Source organism: Anoxybacillus sp. FSL W8-0382 (genome assembly GCF_038003845.1).
GTDB lineage: Bacteria > Bacillota > Bacilli > Bacillales > Anoxybacillaceae > Anoxybacillus > Anoxybacillus flavithermus_G.
In genome coordinates this window covers 2,609,211-2,629,120 of the sequence record NZ_JBBOPX010000001.1, presented here as the reverse complement: position 1 = coordinate 2,629,120, position 19,910 = coordinate 2,609,211, and the positions used below count along the sequence as shown (strand labels likewise).

Sequence of the window (19,910 nt, the reverse complement as noted above, 5' to 3'; positions counted from 1 at the left end):
AAAAAGGGGATGATTGAACGATGATGGAAAACGCATGGCTCATACCGCTTTTTCCGTTCGTATCGTTTGTTGTGCTGCTTGTCGTTGGCAAGCAGTTAAAAGAACGAAGCGCGTATGTCGGGATGTTGTTGACGTTTCTTTCGCTCGTTTTGGCTCTCGGAACGTTGTATGAGCGATGGACGGCATCAACATATAAACAAGCATACACATGGCTAACAATCGGGGATGTGGATATAACGGTCGGCTTTGAAGTGAACGCATTAAATGCATTAATGCTCGTTGTTGTGTCGCTTGTTAGTTTTCTCGTACATACGTATGCGAAAGGATATATGCACGGTGATGAGCGCTTTCCGGTATTTTACGCATATTTAGGCTTGTTTACATTTGCGATGCTCGGGCTCGTCGTATCACCAAACTTACTGCAAACGTATATCTTTTGGGAGCTTGTCGGTCTCGGCTCGTTCTTATTGATCGGATTTTATTTTTACAAAGAAGAAGCAAAAGCTGCAGCGAAAAAAGCGTTTATTATGACGCGCATCGGGGATGTCGGCTTGCTGATCGGCATGATTTTATTATTCCTTGAAGTAGGCAGCTTTGAATATGAAGCCATTTTTGCCGCGTTACAAAACGGAAATATATCGACTACAATCATCACGTTAAGCGCCATTCTTATTTTTATTGGCGCTGTCGGAAAATCAGGTCAATTTCCGCTTCATACGTGGCTTCCGGATGCGATGGAAGGTCCAACGCCTGTATCAGCGTTAATTCACGCTGCAACGATGGTCGCGGCTGGGGTATATTTAGTGGCGACATTGTTCCCGCTTTATGAAGCGAGTGAAACAGCGATGACGACCGTCGCTTACGTTGGAGGATTTACCGCTATTTTTGCGGCATCGATCGGTCTTGTGCAAACGGACATTAAACGCGTGCTTGCATATTCCACCGTCAGCCAGCTTGGCTATATGATGTTAGCGCTCGGTTCCGCAGGTTATGTTGCAGGTGTCTTTCATTTAATGACGCACGCCTTTTTTAAAGCGCTCCTCTTTTTAGCTGCAGGTAGCGTCATTCATGCGGTGCATACGCAAAACATTGAACAAATGGGCGGATTATGGAAAAAAATGAAATGGACCGCTCCACTCTTTTTAATCGGAACGTTAGCGATTAGCGGGTTTCCGTTGTTCTCAGGCTTTTTCAGCAAAGATGAAATTTTAATTGCCACGTGGACGCACGGACATGTCGGTCTATTTGTTGTTGCTGTTATTGCGGCCTTTTTCACAGCGTTTTATATGTTCCGCTTATTTTTCCTTGTATTTGCAGGGGAAGCGCGAACGAACGTCCACGACGTTCACGAATCACCAATGGTTATGGTGCTTCCGATGATTGTGCTCGGCGTGCTTGCTGTCGTTTCTGGCTACGTCCAAACACCGTGGGGAGCGTTTTTAGGCGAATGGTTGACGGAAGGAACGAACTGGCATGCACATGCGGAAGGACCGAGCTGGATTATGATTGTTGCGACTGTTGTTTCTTTATGTGGCATGGCTTTTGCGTGGCTCATATATGGCAAACGTGCGATTGCGCGCGACTGGCTATCGTCACGTTTCCCAATGACGTACAACGTGCTTATGAATAAATATTACGTCGACGAGTTTTACGGACTGACTGTCACGCGCGCGACCGCATTCATCAGCTTGTTGTTTGAATACATCGATCGTTTCCTCGTCGAAGGAATAGCTCGGTCGCTTGCAGCAGCTACGCGCGGTATCGGACGAATCGGTTCGCGTCTACAAAACGGTCAAGTACAAATGTACGGCACAGTAACGATTGTCGCTTTAGCGATTCTCGTCGTCATTTTTGCGGTGACAGGGGGGTATTTATAATGCAGCCATACTTTTTATCGCTCTTAATTTTCTCCCCGCTTTTAGGCATACTCGTTCTTTCGCTCTTTCCGAAAGAACAAGAAAAAGCGATCAAATGGCTCGGCGTGTTAGCGACGCTGCCATCGTTATGTTTATCGCTGTTTGCGTTTTGGCAATATCGAAACGGCTATGATATAAGCAAGTTATCGGAAAAGCGATCGTGGATTCAATTTGGCGAGTTTCCGTTTTTGAAAGAAACGGATTTTACGGTCGCGTACGAACTGCACGTCGACGGTTTTGCGCTCGTGATGATCGTGTTAACGACAATTTTAGCGACGCTTGCGGCGATTGCTTCTACGTCTATTCAAAAAGAATGGAAAGGATATTTTCAACTATTTTTACTGCTTGAAATCGGTATGCTCGGCGTATTTGCGGCAAGCAACCTCGTTCTCTTTTTCATCTTTTTCGAATTGACGCTCATTCCGATGTTTTTCTTAATCGGAAAATGGGGATATTTCGAAAAAGAAAAAGCAGCGTACAGCTATTTAATCTATAACGGTCTTGGTTCAGCCGTCTTATTGATCGTCATTGCGGTATTGTTTGCACGTACCGGTACATCGAATATAGCAGAGTTGCGTTACATATTAACTAACTCATCGGTACAAACGATTTCGCCAATTTCCGACGATCTTCGTTACGGATTGTTTATCGCCTTGCTTGTTGCATTTGGGGTAAAATTGCCGATCGTGCCGCTCCATCGTTGGATGTTGCGCGTGCACGTACAAGCGCCGCCGTCTGTCGTCATGCTGCACGCAGGGGTTTTGTTGAAAATTGGTGCTTTTGGTCTCGTTCGTATCGCCCTCGGATTATTTCCTGGGCAATTCCAGCAATTTTCGACATGGCTCATCGTTTTAGGAGTTGTAAATTTATTGTATGGTGCGTTTTTAGCACTTAGACAAACCGATTTTAAAATGGTACTTGCTTACTCGAGTGTGTCACATATGGGGATTGTATTGATCGGTCTTGGTTCGCTAAACGAGGCAGGAATACAAGGAGCTATTTTCCAAGCGGTGTCACACGGATTTATCGCGGCGTTCTTATTCTTCTTCGTCGGGGTCATGTACGAAAGAACGCGTACAACAACGCTTGCTCGTTTAGGAGGGTTAGCGAAGACGATGCCGTATGCATCAGGATTTATTCTTGCTGGAGCGATGGCTTCGCTTGGGTTGCCGGGGACGTCAGGATTTATTAGCGAGTTTATGGCGTTCGTTGGTGCATTTCAAGCCGAGCCTTGGCTCGCTGCGATCGGTACGCTCGGTATTATTATGACCGCGGTATATTTGTTGCGAGCTGTACTTCATATGACGTTTGGGCAAACAGCGGTGACGAGCGTTCGCGATTTACGTGGTATCGAATGGGTGCCAGCCATTAGTTTACTGTTACTCATTATCATCATCGGGGTATATCCGAACGTGTTGGCGATGCCGCTGCAGACGACGATTGAAACGATGATGAACGGGTTAGGGGGTTGATGAGATGGATTTTGAAACATTACTTAGTTATCAATGGGGCGTCATGATGCCGGAATTTATTATTCTCGGCGTAGCCGTCGCGCTCTCGCTCATCGACCTATTTATTCCAGAAAATCGCAATCGGCAGCTGCTTGGCTTATTTGCTTTCGTTGGCGTCGCCGTTTCGTTCGTATCGTTGCTTGGGTTATGGACGAGTGATGTTACATCCATTTTAGATGATACGTTTCGCCTCGATTCGTTTGCGAAATCGTTTAAAGCGTTATTGCTCATCGGTAGTGCGCTCGTGTTACTTCTTGCGATTCATTACGAACCGAATGAGCGCATCGCCTACCGTGGCGAATTTTATTACTTATTTTTAACGGCGCTTCTCGGCGCGATGATGATGGCATCAAGCGGCGATCTCATTACATTGTTTGTCGGTCTTGAACTATTGTCGATTTCCTCTTATATTCTCGTCGCCATTCGGAAAAAACATACGTTAGCGAATGAAGCGGCGTTGAAATACGTCATTACAGGAAGTATCGCAACAGCCATTACGTTGTTCGGAATGAGCTACATATTTGGCTTTACCGGGTCGACAAATATAAAAGAAATTGCCGTACAACTTGCGAGTACGTCCGATGAAAATCATCAATACGTTTTATCGCTCGCCTTTTTGCTCACGTTTGTTGGATTATCGTTTAAATTAGCATCCGCTCCGTTTCATATGTGGGCGCCTGATGTATATCAAGGTGCAACGACGCCCGTTGTTTCGTTTTTAAGCGTTGTTTCTAAAACAGCTGGATTTGTCATCGTGTTGCGCGTCATTGTTTCCGTCTTTGCGCAAACGCCAGCCGGAAGTTCCGCTTCCATGTTGATGACGCTTGCGCCATATATCGCTTTTTTAGCAGGAGCAACGATGATTATCGGCAATACGATTGCCCTTCGACAACGAAACGTGAAGCGTATGCTCGCATATTCAAGCGTGGCGCATGCTGGATATGTATTAGTTGCTTTTGCGAGCTTGTCGATGTTTATGTTTGAAGCGATTTGGTTTTACTTATTAGCATATGTATTTATGACGATCGGTGCATTTGCTATTTTGCAAGTCGTTTCTCAACATCATGATGATGAAGATATAAGCATATTTGCCGGTTTGTACCGCCGCTCGCCGCTTATGGCGATTGCGATGACAATCTTTTTACTATCGCTTGCAGGTATCCCAGGGACAGCTGGATTTATCGGGAAAATGAATATTTTCCTCGGGGCGTTTATCGTCGAGCCTGCTCATTATGTGCTCGCGTCGATTATGGTGATCACAACGGTCATCTCTTACGTATATTACTTTGGAATTTTCGTCCAAATGTTTTTCCGACCAGTCGAACATACGCACCGATTAGAGTGGCCACCTGGGGTCATTGCGGTTGTCGTTATTTGTGTCATCGGCACCGTTTTATTAGGGGTGTTTCCAAACATCGCTTACGATTTCCTTGCACCGTTTGAACATTTTAGCGATTTTCTTCAATAAGACGTATAATGGAAGGGGTTTACCCTTCCATTTTCTTTTGTGAAAGGAGGAATAAACGTGGAAGTATTTGGACAAGAGGCGTTAATTAGTTTACTTTCTCATTTATTTTTTATTACGGTGACGTGGTGGACGTTACAAGCGGTTCGACTTGAAGTCATTTTCAAACCAAATCGTATCATTCAAGCGCGCGTCTTTTACATTTTAATTACGATTGCTATTGGCTCATTAGTGAGCAACTTCTTTTTAGATTATTTACGCTGGTCGCGTCAGTTGCCATTTTTACTTTAAACGCGAGCGTTGTCGATTTTTTTCACGTATGTTCCCTTCCGATCTGGCAACAATAAAGCTAAGGAGAGGAAGGGGAAAAAAGATGAGAAAAAGATGGTTGGCACTCGTTATTTTTTGTTTGTTATTAAGTGGTTATCGGATGTATGATGGTGAACGTGTCGAAAGAGAAATAACGAAAATAAACGACATGCTCGGCGTATTTGACGCTCATCATATTTACCTCAAACGATGGAACGTCTACGCCAAAGAGCAAGTGCTCACGACAGACCCTCACAACTGGATCCAACAATACGTGAGAACATGGTCCTCTTTTCGTTGGACGGTTGAACCGCACAAGATGATTGGCAAACGTGAAACCTCCGCTTACGTTGAAACGATTCAACTTATCACGAACGCTCATCATCCAGCTGTCCTTGTTTTATACGAAGCAACCGGTTCAACGTGGAATAAACAACTCGAACGCACGCTCGTCCGACAAACGACAAAATTATTCGAAAAACCTACATTTTTTACTTGTATTACAGGGGAATTCGATGGTAAGATGAAAGGTGTTTTGTTTGACAAGGCGGTTCGCTTGCTTGCTTCATTTCAAGCGCAACCGATCGAATCATTGCGTGAAGAGACATTTGTCTCCCTCTCAGCATATACTGAGCAGTGGAAGACATCACTTTCTGTCGGACAACAACAAATGAATCTTCAACTGGCGTTACGACAAAACGGATTGGGCGCGCGAACGACCGTTGTCATTGGCACCCCAATCATTACATCTGAATATTAATATAGAGACTTTGGACGCGGAGGGGAATGCCTTGGAAAAAATCATCGTCCGCGGCGGGAAGCGGTTGAGTGGCACAGTGAAAGTGGAAGGTGCGAAAAACGCTGTGTTGCCTGTCATCGCCGCAACATTATTAGCGAGTGAAGGAAAGAGCGTCATTTACGATGTACCTGAACTCTCCGATGTATATACGATTAGTGAAGTGTTGCGTCATTTACAAGCGGACGTAACGGTTGGCAACAACAAAATTGTCGTTGATGCATCTGGAGAGCTAACGATTGAAGCACCTTTTGAATATGTACGAAAAATGCGCGCATCTGTATTAGTGATGGGACCGTTGCTTGCGCGTAAAGGCCGCGCGCGCGTGGCGCTACCGGGCGGCTGTGCGATCGGCTCACGACCGATTGACCAACATTTAAAAGGATTTGAAGCGATGGGTGCAACGGTGAAAATCGGCAACGGTTTTATCGACGCAGAAGTGAATGGAAAATTGCGCGGTGCGAAAATTTATTTAGACTTCCCGAGCGTTGGTGCGACGGAAAACATTATGATGGCGGCCGTGTTAGCTGAAGGCACAACGATCATTGAAAACTGTGCGAAAGAACCAGAAATCGTTGACTTGGCAAACTTTTTAAACGCCATGGGTGCGAAAGTGCGCGGGGCTGGAACAGGCACGATTCGCATTGACGGTGTTACTACATTATATGGTGCCGAGCATACAGTTATTCCTGATCGCATTGAAGCCGGAACGTTTATGATTGCCGCTGCCATTACAGGCGGAAACGTCCTTGTACAAGGTGCGGTGCCAGAACATTTAACGTCGTTAATCGCAAAGCTCGAGGAAATGGGTGTCACGATCGTTGAAGAAGATAACGGTTTGCGCGTCATTGCGCCAGACAAATTAAAAGCGGTAGACGTCAAAACGATGCCGCATCCCGGCTTTCCAACAGATATGCAATCACAAATGATGGCGCTATTGATGAAAGCAGAAGGCACAAGCATGGTAACCGAAACGGTATTTGAAAAACGCTTTATGCACGTCGAAGAATTTCGTCGCATGAATGCTGACATGAAAATTGAAGGCCGTTCGGTCATCATTAATGGCCCATGCAACTTGCAAGGGGCGGAAGTAGCCGCAACGGACTTGCGTGCAGCTGCTGCGCTTATTTTAGCCGGGCTAGCGGCGGAAGGATATACGCGCGTAACGGAGCTGAAGCATTTAGATCGCGGTTACGTTCGTTTTCATGAAAAGTTAGCCGCTCTAGGTGCTGACATCGAGCGTGTCCGCGAGGATGTCGATACGGCACAAACACAAATGACAGACGTTGGATGAACATAAAAGCGACCGTTTGCGGAGGCGAATGGTCGTTTTTTGCATATATGCTTGTCCCCTCGCATACAGTTTAGTAATGACAAAGGGGGGATCGGATTGCGACAATGGATCATCGCAACAATAACACTATTTACACTTATTTTACTTATTCCTGCGTTAGTCGTTTTAGCGTTTGGGGAAAAGCAGAGCATACCCCTTTCGGCCGAACCGAAGCACGTTCAAGCGCGCGATGAACCGATCGTGGAAGTGGCGGTATACCGAAGTAAAGAAAAGAAAGTCGAACGGCTTCCGCTTGAACAATATGTCATCGGCGTCGTAGCGGCAGAAATGCCAGCGGAATTTGAAATGGAAGCGCTAAAAGCACAAGCGCTTACCGCAAGGACGTACATTGTTAAACAGCTTATGCATAAACAGACGATTGAACTGCCAGAAGGGGCGAACGTCACCGATACGGTCATGCATCAAGTGTATTATAACGAAGAACAGTTAAAACAACTATGGGGCATGAGTTACGAATGGAAAATGAAAAAAATTAAAGAAGCGGTCGAGGCAACGAGAGGGCAAATTTTAACGTACAACAACGAGCCGATTGAAGCGGCGTTTTTTTCGACAAGCAATGGCTATACGGAAAACTCAGAAGCGTATTGGCAAAACGCGTTTCCGTATTTAACGAGCGTTGAAAGCCCGTGGGATGAACAGTCGCCAAAGTTTTACGAACAAATGACAATATCCGTTCGCGAATTTGAACAACGGCTCGGTGTGAAACTGCCAAAAGACGGATCCGTTGGCAAAGTGCTTGCACGCACGCCGGGAAAACGCGTCGCTCTTGTTGATATTAACGGGAAACAGCTCACTGGCCGTGACGTGCGCGAAAAGCTGCAGTTAAAATCAACTGATTTTACGTGGGAGAGGAAAGGAAATAACATCGTCATTACGACAAAAGGATACGGTCACGGCGTCGGGATGAGTCAATACGGTGCGAACTTTTTAGCGAAACAAGGAAAAACGTATAAAGAGATTGTCACATATTATTATCAAGGGGTACAAATTCACGATCTTTCACTTGTCGCTTCAAAATTTTGAAGCGGCAAATTTTTTTATTTTTACGTGTATAAATGCGCTTCTTTCTGTTCACAATGGTTGCTGAGGTGATGAACATGAAAGAAGAAAACAAAAAAGTTTCAAAGTTGTTCCGTAAACGTTGGGTTGTTCCTTCCGTTTATTTGTTAAGCGCAGCGCTCATTTTAACAGGTGTGCTTTGGTTCCAAAGCAAAACAAACGACATCGTCCAACCGCCTGTTGATGAGCAAACAGAACAAGGAACGGCGGTGAATGAACAAGAATCTGTTCCGGTACAACAAGCGGTTGAACAAATCATTATGCCTGTCCTTGATCCAAACGCTGTTGAAATCGCTAAACCATTTTACGATTTTCAAGCATCAGCCGAAGAACAAGAAGCTGCTCTCGTCTCTTATAATGATGAATATTATCCGAACAAAGGTGTCGACATCGCGATGAAAAACGGCGAAAGCTTTGATGTGACCGCATCGTTAAGCGGAACGGTCATTAAAGCGGAGAAAGATCCGCTCTTTGGCTACATCGTTCATATTCAACATGATCGCGGCGTTGTAACGGTATATCAATCATTAAAAGACGTACAGGTGAAAACAGGCGATACAGTAAAACAAGGACAAGTGATCGCAAAAGCGGGCACAAGCGAGTTTAATAAAGAAGCAGGCGTGCACGTCCACTTCGAAATTCGTAAAGATGGGCAAGCGGTCAACCCTGTCGCTTACTTCGATCAACCGCTAAGCGCATTAGAAAACAAAGAACAACAAACAACGGAACAGCAAGAAACGAATCAAGAAAAAACGAATGAACAACAAAGTGATCCGTCAAGTACTGTTCCAGATGCTTCGATCGGAATGGCAAGAACATGAACAGATGGGCAAAATGCTCATCTGTTCGCTTTTTTATGGCATATATTTTCTTCCTTCCTAATACACTATTACAAACTTGAACAACGAGGGTGTTTGAGGTGAGATGAACGATTAATAGATGAGCTTGACGACTTTGTTATGAGCGAGTAAACGCCACTGCGATCAACGCCTTATACGTCTCATTTCACACTTCTCACATCCAACTTAGGGAGGGCGAGCAGTGTGCACGATTACATCAAAGAGCGTACAATCAAGATTGGCAAGTATATCGTGGAGACGAGAAAAACCGTTCGCGTCATCGCGAAAGAGTTCGGTGTGTCTAAAAGCACCGTCCATAAAGACTTAACGGAGAGGCTCCCGGAAATTAACCCCGAATTAGCGAATGAAGTAAAAGAAATTTTAGATTACCATAAATCCATTCGCCATTTGCGTGGAGGAGAAGCAACGAAGAAAAAGTATAAAAAAGAAACCGAGCAAGCGACGTAAATTTCTCGTTCCCCTTGCGAAAAATGTACTCTTTTTCGTTATCGTTGTGGTAGAATATTTTATTAGGAGAAATGGCAAGGAGGAACATATATGTTTTTCGCAAGGGATATCGGCATCGATCTCGGCACGGCGAACGTGTTGATTTATGTAAAAGGGAAAGGCATCGTATTGAACGAACCTTCCGTCGTTGCGATTGATCAACATACAAAGCGGGTGTTAGCGGTAGGGGAAGAAGCGTGGCGCATGGTTGGGCGCACGCCTGGGCATATTGTTGCCATTCGTCCGTTAAAAGACGGGGTGATTGCAGATTTTGAAATTACGGAAGCGATGTTGAAACATTTTTTAAGCAAACTCAATTTAAAAGGATGGTTTGCTAAACCGCGCATTTTAATTTGCTGTCCAACAAACATTACGTCCGTCGAACGAAAAGTGATTAAAGAAGCAGCGGAAAAAAGCGGAGGCAAAAAGGTATATTTAGAAGAAGAGCCGAAAGTGGCAGCGATCGGTGCGGGAATGGACATTTTCCAGCCTTCAGGGAACATGGTGATCGACATCGGTGGGGGCACAACGGACGTTGCAGTATTATCGATGGGTGATATCGTCACATCCGCATCCATTAAAGTAGCGGGCGATAAATTTGACCAAGAAATTTTAAACTATATTAAACGAGAATATAAACTACTAATCGGTGAGCGAACAGCGGAAGAAATTAAAATCAATATCGCGACTGTTTTCCCGAATGCGCGCGATGAAGCGATGGACATTCGCGGCCGCGATTTAGTAACAGGCTTACCAAGAACGATTACGATTCGCTCCGGTGAAATTGAAAAGGCGCTACGCGAAACGGTATATACGATCGTCCAAACAGCAAAAAGCGTCCTTGAGCGCACACCGCCAGAACTATCAGCCGACATTATTGACCGCGGCGTTTTCTTAACAGGAGGTGGGGCATTGCTTCACGGCATCGACCAACTGCTTGCGCAAGAATTAAAAGTACCGGTCTTTATTGCGGAAAATCCGATGGACTGTGTAGCGATCGGCACAGGATTAATGCTTGATAACATCGACAAAGCTCCATATCGTCAACCCGTATAGGTACCATTGGGAAATGGTACCTATTCGCTTTTTCCCCACATTTCTTTTATAATGAAAGTAGTGTAAAAACGGTGAGGGGGAGTTTTATGTTTCGCGGACTATATACAGCAGTCTCAGGCATGCTTTCACAACAACGCCGCATCGAGATGATGACGAACAATATCGCAAATGCGAATACGCCGGGCTACAAAGCTGATCAAGCATCGTTGCGAGCCTTTCCAGAGATGCTAATGCACCGCATTCAACAAACAACGATTCCGACAGAAAAAAAACTCACATGGCGCGATCGGACGTACATTGGTCCGCTATCGACAGGGGTGTACGTGCAAGAACTTGTGCCGAACTTTGCGCAAGGAGATATACGCGAAACAGGAAACAACACTGATGTAGCGATTGTCGATGGGACAGGCACATCGTTTTTTACAGTACAAAATGAAGCCGGCGACGTGCGCTACACACGAAACGGTCATTTTACGATCGATGCCGACGGTTTTTTAACGACGACAGACGGCTTGTACGTGCTCGATGAAACAGGCAACCGTATTCAAGTGGGCGATGAACAGTTTACTGTACTTGAAGACGGAACGATCACAAAAGACGGCGAACAAATTGCTCGCCTTCGCATCGCTTATGCCGAAAATGTGCAAACGCTTACGAAAGAAGGGAACGGTTTATTTCGAGCCGAACAAGAACTTCCGCCTGCTGACACGTATACAATTCGTCAACAATATATGGAACGTTCAAACGTCGATTTGTCTCGTGCGATGACAGATATGCTTTCAGCTTACCGAGCGTTTGAAGCGAACCAAAAAATTTTACAAGCATATGATAAAAGTATGGACAAAGCGGCAAACGAAATCGGCCGCTTAAGGTAGGGGGATGACGATGCTTCGGTCAATGATTACTGCCGCCAACACGATGAACCAACTACAACAACAACTAGACGTCATTAGCCATAATATCGCCAACGTCAATACGACCGGGTTTAAAAAACGCGATGCCGTATTTGGTGAATTGCTCGCCCAACAGTTTACGAACTTGCTAAAAACGGACGAAGCGCCTCGTCTGACGCCAGCAGGTGTCCGCCTCGGTGTCGGCGCAAAAGTTGCGTCCACCTATATGCAAATGAAACAAGGTTCGATCGTAAAAACAGATCGTCCACTTGATCTCGCTTTGACGAAAGAAGGGCAATTTTTCCGCATCGCCGTCGATGGCGACATTCAATATACGCGCGATGGTGCGTTTTACCTTAGCCCGTCCGCAAACAATCCAGACGAACTTATGGTTGTAACAGCTGATGGTTATGCGGTGCTAAATGAAAACGACGAGCCGATTACTGTCCGCGACGGTTTTAAAGACATTCAAGTCACCCAAAACGGCACGATGCAATTCATTGCGCCAAACGGAGACATCATGCAGACGGTAAACATCGGGGTATCATATATCACCCGCCCGCAACTTATGCAAGCGCTTGGCGATAACCGTTTTGCTTTCCCAAATGGGCTCAATGTGGAAGACGCAACAATCAACTTAGCTGGCAATAATCGCAACGACATTTCATTACAACAATACGCCCTAGAACAATCAAACGTGGAGCTAGCGACAGAAATGAGTGAACTGATGATTACGCAACGGTCATATCAGCTTAACGCTCGTGCGATTACGCTATCGGATCAAATGATGGGGCTAATTAACGGCATTCGTTCGTAGAGAGGGAAATCATTATGGAAGAAAAAAAACAAAAACGCTCGCTTCGCCGTCCGCGCCGTCGCCTTATTCCGATTTGGCTTCGTTTAGTGATCGTGTTCGTTCTCGTTCTGTTAAGTGGGATGATCGGAGCGATGGTCGGCTACGGTGTAATTGGCGAAGGAAACGCATGGGATGCGTTAAAACCAGCGACGTGGCAACATATTGTCGATTTAATCGAAAAACAGTAGTGGACAGACCACTTCAAAACGTGATACATTGAAAAAAAGGCGGAAGGGAGATCCTTCCGTTTTTTTATCATACTGACAGAGAAGACCCTCCACTTCCATAAGTGGGGGATGAATCGGTCATTTTTTGTTTAAAAAAAATCAAAATACTCTTGAATGGATGGTAGTCTTTGGCATATCCTAATAAAGAGGAGGTGAAACTGTGAAAGAGGTCACGATGACGATTAAACTGCCATTATTCGAACCTACCAAATTGAAACAAGAGATGTATCAAACGATGAGAAATGAGTTTTCAAGGCTCTTAAACCGTGCGGTGGATATCAAACGAACAAATCCAAAAATCGCTGTCACCGACATTGATAAACTTTTAAAGCAGGATAGTATTCTTCCAACCACGACCCAACAAGAAGCGAGAAAACTCGCCTTAAGTCGATATGATGATTGGAAAAAGAATCAAAAAACAAAAAGTTTTCCTCGTTTTAAGGAAAAACAAACGATTCTCTTTAACAATCAAAACTGGCATTTTCGATATGATAACGGGTATTTAAAACTCGGAATCCCCACCATCGAAGGAAGATTGACGTTAGAGAAATATGTCCCTGTTCGAACGAACGAATATACGTCATTTTGGGTTCATTTTTTGTTAAACGGGGAAATGGATAAAACCAACAAGTATTATGACTCATCCTTCGAACAAATTATTGACATCAAAAAAGGAAACGGTCAACTGTATGAAAAGAAAAAACGTTGGTATTTTGCGTTTTCGATTACCTTGACGGTCAAAGAAAAGGAAAATACAGACGAAACCGAAAAATCAGTCGGGGTTGACCGTGGACTTCGCATGATTGCCGTGGCAGGTTGTGGACAAACTGGAGAATACAAAATCTTCAACGGTCGATATCTTGGACATATTCGAAGAAAATACCACCGTCTTCGTAAACAACTTCAAAAAGCGAAGAATATGAAAGCGTTAAAACGGCTTGAAAATAAAGAACAACGAGTCATCGATTATTGGAATCATGTCATCAGTAAAAAAATCATCCGATTTGCCGAGCAAATCGGAGCAAAAACCATCAAACTAGAAGATTTAAGCGGTATTCGAAAAATGAAAAAACATTGGAAACAAAGTAATAGAAACATTCATTCGTGGGCATTTTACGATTTGGAAATCAAAATCCAATATAAAGCAAAATTAAAAGGGTTGAAGGTCGAATACGTTGACCCTTACAAAACAAGTCAAGGATGTTTCCAATGTGGAAAAGTCAAAAAGACGAACCGAAGAGGACCGCTCTATACATGCTCGTGTGGCTACAAAAAACAGGCAGATGTGAACGCCAGTTTCGTGATTAGCACACGACCATCCATTGCGGGGTAACCCGCTGACAGGGATTCTATGCCCTTGTCAAGGCACATGACCGTGCTGGACACCTAGCCGATGAGGTCGAACCGTCTGGACACCATAGGTTTCCATGCGGATGAGATGGAGGTAACGGTAACCAATGAACCCCCTCACCGAAGGTGAAACGTGGGAATCCCCCACTTCAACCTTTTGGTAAGTGGGGGAGGAGGTCAAAAAGGAGGAATTCGTATGCTTGATATTCAACAAATTCAACAAATTATTCCACATCGCTATCCGTTTTTACTCGTTGATCGCATTGTTGAAGTGGAAGAAGGAAAACGCGCCGTCGGCATAAAAAACGTGAGCGCCAACGAACAATTTTTCGTCGGCCATTTTCCTGAATATCCGGTCATGCCTGGCGTATTAATCGTCGAAGCACTTGCGCAAGTGGGAGCTGTCGCGATGTTAATGAAAGAAGAAAACCGCGGTCGCCTCGCCTTTTTCACCGGCATTGATAACTGCCGCTTTAAAAAGCAAGTAAAGCCGGGCGATCAATTACGATTAGAAGTCGAAATGATTCGTTTTAAAGGTGCAATTGGCAAAGGAAAAGGCATCGCCACAGTCGATGGTGAGCTCGTATGCGAAACAGAAATGATGTTTGCGCTCGGTCAACAACCCAATGACTAAAGTCATGGGCTTGTAAGCCCCATGTTGACCAGACCAAGGCTTGAAACAGAGCCTACGTTATAGATGTCATGACACGTTCGGGTGCTTCTCCAGCCCGTTCCTCTGTCGTGCAAGGTTAAACAAGCGTGGTGGGTAGCGCTAGTGTCTTGCACATAACAAGCATCTATAACATGGTCGAGGAGAATATGACCTGCTTTATGCAGAGGAAAGGGGAGAACCCTATGGTTTTTGTGTTAGACACAAACAAACGTCCGCTTGCTCCTTGTCACGAAGCAGTTGCAAGAAAGCTGTTGAAACAAGGGAAGGCGGCGATTTACAGGCGATTTCCATTTACCATCATCTTGAAAAAATCAGTAGACGAATCAGAAATTAAAGCAACATATCGGCTAAAAATCGACTATGGAAGCAGGCATACAGGATTAGCGATTTTGCGAGGACAAGAAGTGGTATGGTTAGGGCAACTTGACCATCGCACAGACATCAAGGAAAGAATAGATAAAAGGCGTGCTTTTCGTCGAGCAAGACGAAATCGAAAAACAAGATACAGAAAACCACGCTTTCTGAACCGCAAGCGAAAGGAGGGGTGGTTGCCGTCATCACTAGAGAGTCGTGTGCAAAATATCCAAACATGGGTTAACCGCCTAAAGAAGTTATGCCCCATTGGGTATATATCATACGAAAATGCCAAATTCGACACGCAACTCATGCGAAATCCTGAAATCAATGGTGTAGAGTATCAACAAGGCACGCTACAAGGATATGAAGTACGGGAGTATTTGCTTGAAAAGTTTGGGCGGAAGTGTTGTTATTGCGGAAAAGAAAATGTTCCACTTGAAGTGGAGCATATCATTCCAAAATCAAGAGGTGGAACAGACCGAGTGGATAACCTATGTCTTGCCTGTCATGACTGTAATCAGCGCAAAGGAAGTCAAACCGCAGAAGAATTCGGGTATCCGCACATTCAAAAGCAAGTCAAAGAATCATTAAAAGATGCAAGTGCTATCAACTCGACAAGATGGAAAGTGTATGAAGTGTTAAAACAGACAGGATTAGATGTCGAGTGTGGAACAGGTGCACGAACAAAAATGAATCGTGTTCGTTTAGACTTGCCGAAAACACATTATTTTGACGCTTGTTGTGTAGGCGAAAGCACAACAAATCACTTATATTTCAAAACAAAAGAAGTGTTATTTATCAAGGCAAAAGGGCGTGGTAGTCGCTCTCGTACAAACCTAGATAGATATGGCTTCCCAAGAGGTTATCTTGCAAGACAAAAATTCTTCTTTGGTTTTCAAACAGGGGACATGGTTAAGGCTGTTGTCCCAAGAGGGAAATATCAAGGCGTTTGGTTTGGCGAAGTCGCATGTAGAAAGACTGGAAGTTTCGATATTAAAGGCAAGGACGGAAAGCGTATCGCACAAGGAATAAATTATAGATATGTCCAAGTCATTCAGCGATTTGACGGATATGCTTATGGAAAGGGGGTGGCGGAACTTGCGTAAGGTGCAATTCCTCCCCGTGCCTAAAGGCAGGGGCTTCCTTGCGTAAGTTTCGTGAAAAATAATGCATAATCGTCTCCTTTCTGGGCATGTTATAAGTGATTACATATAAGACAGAAAGGAGACAGAAGATGAAAGCAAAATGGCTACTCAAACTACTTAGCGCGCTCATCGCCATCATGGTCATCACCGGTTGCAATAACGACGATACCGATAACGATATGAACAATCAAGAAGAGATGCAACCAGGCGAAGATACAAATGAAGGCGTCGGTGACGATGAAGACGATGCTGTGCCAGATGAAGAAGACGCCGTTGAAGATGCGGAAGATATGAATGACGCAGACAATACGGACGAATAAACGTAAGAGGATTCCTCTTACGTTTTTTTATTCCCTCCTTTCCTATAATACGTAACAAAGTTATAAAACAACTTTGTCAACATTCTTTTTTTATGGTACATTAACGGTTGACGATTATTATATGGAGGGTTTTTGTATATGTTAAAACAGCTTCCTCATCGCATCAAGATGAACATCACGCTGTCGATTAAAAAAGTGTTTGAACAATATATGGCAACAATCGGCTGGGACGAAACAAAATATGATGCTGCAGCGTTCATGGAACAATGGCGTCATTATTTATACAATGAAGCGACATGGTTTGCGGAATTAGACGATACGATTAAAACAAACCCACACTTTCATGAACAACTTGCCGACCGCATTAACGAAATTATTGACCAGCTCGTCAATGAACCTCCAACGGACGAACAAATTGCCGAAATTAACCGTCTCGTTGAACGGCTCGGCATCGATGATTTCCCTTACGGCTGTAAACTAGAAGCAAAATATCATATCGAACGTCTCCAACATGAATTAAAAAAAAAGAAAAGCTGACGAAACGAGCGAGTGAAAAGCAACGAAAGCTGGCAGAAATTTTATATTATCAAGCGTATGACCGTCCGCTTCCAGAACGCGACTATACGGTTGCTGAAATGAACAATATTATTGCACAGGCGAAACAAATCATTGCACAAGAAGAAAAAGACGAAGAAATCATTCACTAACCGGCAGAACATGGCTCTGTCGGTTTTCTTTTTCGTGGAAATAATTTTATAAAAAAGGTAGAAAAACGGAATTGTTTGTCGGTATAATGAAGCTAGTGAACGTTTTTGTCGAAAATATGTGTTTTATAGGAGGACGCCATGGAAGAGACGATTAGCTTACGAGAATTATTTCAGACGTTGCGCAAACGTGCGTGGCTTATTGTAGCGATTACCGTCATTGCGACGATGACAAGCGGGATCGTTAGCTATTTTGTGTTGACGCCAATTTATCAAGCATCAACACAACTGCTCGTCAACCAAGCGAAAAACGAACAACCAATCTACAACATTAGCGAAATTCAAACGAACTTGCAGCTTATTAATACGTATAACGTCATTATGAAAAGCCCAGCCATTTTAGATATTGTAAAAGATGAACTCGATTTAAATATGTCGATTGAAGAGCTTAATGAAAAAATTAACGTCACAAGCGAAAAAGATTCACAAGTTGTTAACGTAACAGTCGAAGATCCCGATCCGTATATGGCGGCTGATATTGCCAATACCGTTGCAAGCGTGTTTCAACGTGAAATCGTGAAAATTATGAACGTTGATAACGTCAACATTTTAGCAAAGGCAGAAGTAAAAGAGCAACCTGTTCCGGTGAAACCAAAGCCGCTATTAAACATGGCGATCGCTTTCGTCGTTGGCATGATGACAGGTGTTGGTTTAGCATTTTTACTTGAATATTTAGATAATACGATTAAAAACGAACAGGACGTCGAGAAATTGCTTGAGCTACCTGTGCTAGGAGCTGTCACAACAATTGATGAAGAAGGAAAAGAAGCAAAAGCGTTACAAGCGAAAAAGCAAGTAAGAGGTGAGACGGTTGGTTCTTAAAAAGAAAAAGCGAATATTTGAGCGTACAATGCGCTCACTCATTACAAAAACAAATCCAAAATCGCCAATTTCTGAACAATATCGGACGATTCGAACAAACATTCAATTTTCTGTCGTTGATCGTCCATTGCGCTCGATTATGGTCACCTCTTCTGCCCCTGCAGAAGGAAAAACAACAACTGTTGCCAATTTAGCGGTCGTTTTTGCGCAACAAGGAAAAAAAGTGCTTCTTATTGATGCCGACTTACGTAAACCGACAATCCATTATACGTTTCGAAAAGATAACTACATCGGTTTAACGAACGTATTAACGAAACAAGCTACACTTCAAACAGCGGTGAAAGAAACGGATGTGGAAAACTTATTCGTGTTAACGAGCGGTCCGATTCCACCAAACCCAGCTGAATTGCTTGGTTCTTCTGCGATGGAAGAACTATTAGCGGAAGCGTATGATCAGTTTAATGTTGTTCTTTTTGATACACCGCCCGTTTTAGCGGTGACAGATGCGCAAATTTTAGCGAATCAATGTGATGGAACGATTCTTGTTGTCCATAGTGGAAAGACAGAAATTGAAGCTGCACAAAAGGCGAAAGAACTACTCATTAACGCAAAAGGAAAGCTGCTCGGTGTCGTGCTGAATCAAAAGAAGCAAAAAGAAAGTAGCTATTACTATTACTACGGCAACAAATAGACAAAATTCGACAAAAATTGTATATTGCGTAATACGATTTTCCTATGTTAGTATGAATTACATACGAGGAAATTGTCGAAAAATATGAGAAAAATTTCTTTCATGTCGATAGATCAAAGGGGGGATTGTGATGATTGACGTTCATAGTCATATTTTGCCGTCTGTCGATGACGGGGCGAAAACGCTCGCTGATGCAATTGAGATGGCAAAAGCAGCTGTTGCGGAGGGAATTACAACAATCATCGCCACCCCCCATCACCGCAATGGAGCGTTTGAAAACGATAAATCGTCCATTATGGAACACGTTTATGCATTGAATGAAGCGTTGCAATACCATCGCATTCCCCTTTCTGTTTTACCCGGGCAAGAAGTACGCATTTATGGGGAATGGCTAGACGGTTATCGAGACGGTGATATTTTACCTCTCGCAGAAACGAAGTACGTTTTAATCGAGCTACCAAGCAATCACGTTCCGCGTTACACCGAGCAGTTGTTGTTCGATATTCAGCTGCAAGGTCTCGTCCCTATTATCGCCCATCCGGAGCGAAATAGCGAGCTGATCGAGCACCCAACGAAGCTATATGACCTTGTGAAAAAAGGAGCATTGACACAGCTGACTGCGGGAAGTATCGCTGGTAAGTTCGGCAAAAAAATTAAGAATTTTTCCTTGCAAATCATCGAAGCGAACTTAGCTCATTTAATCGCATCGGATGCACATAATACGACGTCACGGACATTCCATATGCGCGAAGCGTACGACGTCATTCAAAAACAGTTCGGCTCGCAAGCAGTATACGTTTTCCGTGAAAACGCCGAACTGCTTGTCGCGAACGAGACGTTGTATAAAGATGCACCAGAGCGAATTAAGAAGAAGAAGTTTTTAGGTATTTTCTAAGTTTTATATGTTCCCAATACATCGTGTGGATTAGTTATGCTTTGCTGGTTTCGTACGTTTGTCGATATCAGCTTTCTTTTTTCGATAGACACCGAATGACGGTTG

The 19,910-nt window shown here is 44.0% G+C and carries 21 protein-coding genes; all 21 read left to right on the top strand.

Translation table 11 applies throughout. The features are described from left to right. Positions 1–20 precede the first annotated feature (20 nt). The 21 genes from nuoL to NSS60_RS13780 all read left to right on the top strand — a co-directional run bounded on the left by nuoL (position 21) and on the right by NSS60_RS13780 (position 19,805). Positions 21–1,877 (top strand): NADH-quinone oxidoreductase subunit L, encoded by a 1,857-nt coding sequence (nuoL, locus tag NSS60_RS13880; RefSeq protein WP_004892983.1) that lies wholly within the window; start codon positions 21–23, stop codon positions 1,875–1,877. Next, positions 1,877–3,388, top strand: coding sequence for an NADH-quinone oxidoreductase subunit M (locus NSS60_RS13875; RefSeq protein ID WP_004892981.1), 1,512 nt, complete (start codon positions 1,877–1,879; stop codon positions 3,386–3,388). The genes nuoL and NSS60_RS13875 overlap by 1 nt, the downstream gene beginning before the upstream one ends. A gap of 4 nt (positions 3,389–3,392) precedes the next feature. Then, positions 3,393–4,895 carry an NADH-quinone oxidoreductase subunit NuoN gene (nuoN, locus tag NSS60_RS13870; RefSeq protein WP_004892980.1) on the top strand — a complete coding sequence of 501 codons (1,503 nt, stop codon included), beginning with the start codon at positions 3,393–3,395 and terminating at the stop codon, positions 4,893–4,895. A gap of 57 nt (positions 4,896–4,952) precedes the next feature. After that, positions 4,953–5,183 carry a DUF1146 family protein gene (locus tag NSS60_RS13865; RefSeq protein WP_164875846.1) on the top strand — a complete coding sequence of 77 codons (231 nt, stop codon included), beginning with the start codon at positions 4,953–4,955 and terminating at the stop codon, positions 5,181–5,183. Between the two features lie 82 nt (positions 5,184–5,265). After that, entirely contained in the window at positions 5,266–5,961 is a 696-nt protein-coding gene (locus tag NSS60_RS13860) for a YwmB family TATA-box binding protein (protein ID WP_004892978.1), read from the top strand. Between the two features lie 31 nt (positions 5,962–5,992). Next, positions 5,993–7,291 carry a UDP-N-acetylglucosamine 1-carboxyvinyltransferase gene (gene murA / locus NSS60_RS13855; RefSeq protein ID WP_064213965.1) on the top strand — a complete coding sequence of 433 codons (1,299 nt, stop codon included), beginning with the start codon at positions 5,993–5,995 and terminating at the stop codon, positions 7,289–7,291. Between the two features lie 96 nt (positions 7,292–7,387). After that, entirely contained in the window at positions 7,388–8,374 is a 987-nt protein-coding gene (gene spoIID / locus NSS60_RS13850; RefSeq protein ID WP_064213966.1) for a stage II sporulation protein D, read from the top strand. 74 nt (positions 8,375–8,448) lie between these two features. Further along, entirely contained in the window at positions 8,449–9,231 is a 783-nt protein-coding gene (locus NSS60_RS13845) for a M23 family metallopeptidase (protein ID WP_240672274.1), read from the top strand. Positions 9,232–9,453: 222 nt separating this feature from the next. Then, the gene (gene spoIIID, locus NSS60_RS13840) at positions 9,454–9,717 is read left to right on the top strand and encodes a sporulation transcriptional regulator SpoIIID (RefSeq protein ID WP_003396966.1); all 264 of its coding nucleotides are present in this window, start codon (positions 9,454–9,456) and stop codon (positions 9,715–9,717) included. A 90-nt stretch (positions 9,718–9,807) separates the two neighbouring features. Then, on the top strand, positions 9,808–10,812 hold the full coding sequence (locus NSS60_RS13835) for a rod shape-determining protein (RefSeq protein ID WP_004892967.1): 1,005 nt from the start codon (positions 9,808–9,810) through the stop codon (positions 10,810–10,812). 86 nt (positions 10,813–10,898) lie between these two features. Then, positions 10,899–11,687 carry a flagellar basal-body rod protein FlgF gene (gene flgF / locus NSS60_RS13830; RefSeq protein ID WP_004892963.1) on the top strand — a complete coding sequence of 263 codons (789 nt, stop codon included), beginning with the start codon at positions 10,899–10,901 and terminating at the stop codon, positions 11,685–11,687. Between the two features lie 10 nt (positions 11,688–11,697). After that, positions 11,698–12,522 (top strand): flagellar hook-basal body protein, encoded by an 825-nt coding sequence (locus tag NSS60_RS13825; protein ID WP_340720914.1) that lies wholly within the window; start codon positions 11,698–11,700, stop codon positions 12,520–12,522. 14 nt (positions 12,523–12,536) lie between these two features. Continuing rightward, positions 12,537–12,749 carry a DNA-directed RNA polymerase subunit beta gene (locus NSS60_RS13820; protein ID WP_004892959.1) on the top strand — a complete coding sequence of 71 codons (213 nt, stop codon included), beginning with the start codon at positions 12,537–12,539 and terminating at the stop codon, positions 12,747–12,749. A gap of 199 nt (positions 12,750–12,948) precedes the next feature. After that, the gene (locus NSS60_RS13815) at positions 12,949–14,121 is read left to right on the top strand and encodes an RNA-guided endonuclease InsQ/TnpB family protein (protein WP_340720913.1); all 1,173 of its coding nucleotides are present in this window, start codon (positions 12,949–12,951) and stop codon (positions 14,119–14,121) included. A gap of 213 nt (positions 14,122–14,334) precedes the next feature. Continuing rightward, positions 14,335–14,772 (top strand): 3-hydroxyacyl-ACP dehydratase FabZ, encoded by a 438-nt coding sequence (gene fabZ / locus NSS60_RS13810; protein WP_192948879.1) that lies wholly within the window; start codon positions 14,335–14,337, stop codon positions 14,770–14,772. 221 nt (positions 14,773–14,993) lie between these two features. After that, positions 14,994–16,274 carry an RNA-guided endonuclease IscB gene (gene iscB / locus NSS60_RS13805; protein ID WP_340720912.1) on the top strand — a complete coding sequence of 427 codons (1,281 nt, stop codon included), beginning with the start codon at positions 14,994–14,996 and terminating at the stop codon, positions 16,272–16,274. 128 nt (positions 16,275–16,402) lie between these two features. Beyond that, positions 16,403–16,633 (top strand): hypothetical protein, encoded by a 231-nt coding sequence (locus tag NSS60_RS13800; RefSeq protein WP_088223560.1) that lies wholly within the window; start codon positions 16,403–16,405, stop codon positions 16,631–16,633. A gap of 138 nt (positions 16,634–16,771) precedes the next feature. After that, the gene (locus NSS60_RS13795) at positions 16,772–17,170 is read left to right on the top strand and encodes a hypothetical protein (RefSeq protein WP_004892947.1); all 399 of its coding nucleotides are present in this window, start codon (positions 16,772–16,774) and stop codon (positions 17,168–17,170) included. A gap of 308 nt (positions 17,171–17,478) precedes the next feature. After that, positions 17,479–18,219 carry a YveK family protein gene (locus NSS60_RS13790; protein WP_340720911.1) on the top strand — a complete coding sequence of 247 codons (741 nt, stop codon included), beginning with the start codon at positions 17,479–17,481 and terminating at the stop codon, positions 18,217–18,219. Beyond that, positions 18,209–18,910, top strand: coding sequence for a CpsD/CapB family tyrosine-protein kinase (locus tag NSS60_RS13785; RefSeq protein WP_445290611.1), 702 nt, complete (start codon positions 18,209–18,211; stop codon positions 18,908–18,910). Before NSS60_RS13790 ends, NSS60_RS13785 begins: the two co-directional genes overlap by 11 nt. A 130-nt stretch (positions 18,911–19,040) precedes the next feature. Further along, a complete protein-coding gene (locus NSS60_RS13780) occupies positions 19,041–19,805 on the top strand; it encodes a tyrosine-protein phosphatase (protein ID WP_340720910.1) in 765 nt (254 codons plus the stop codon). The last annotated feature ends 105 nt before the right edge of the window (positions 19,806–19,910 follow it).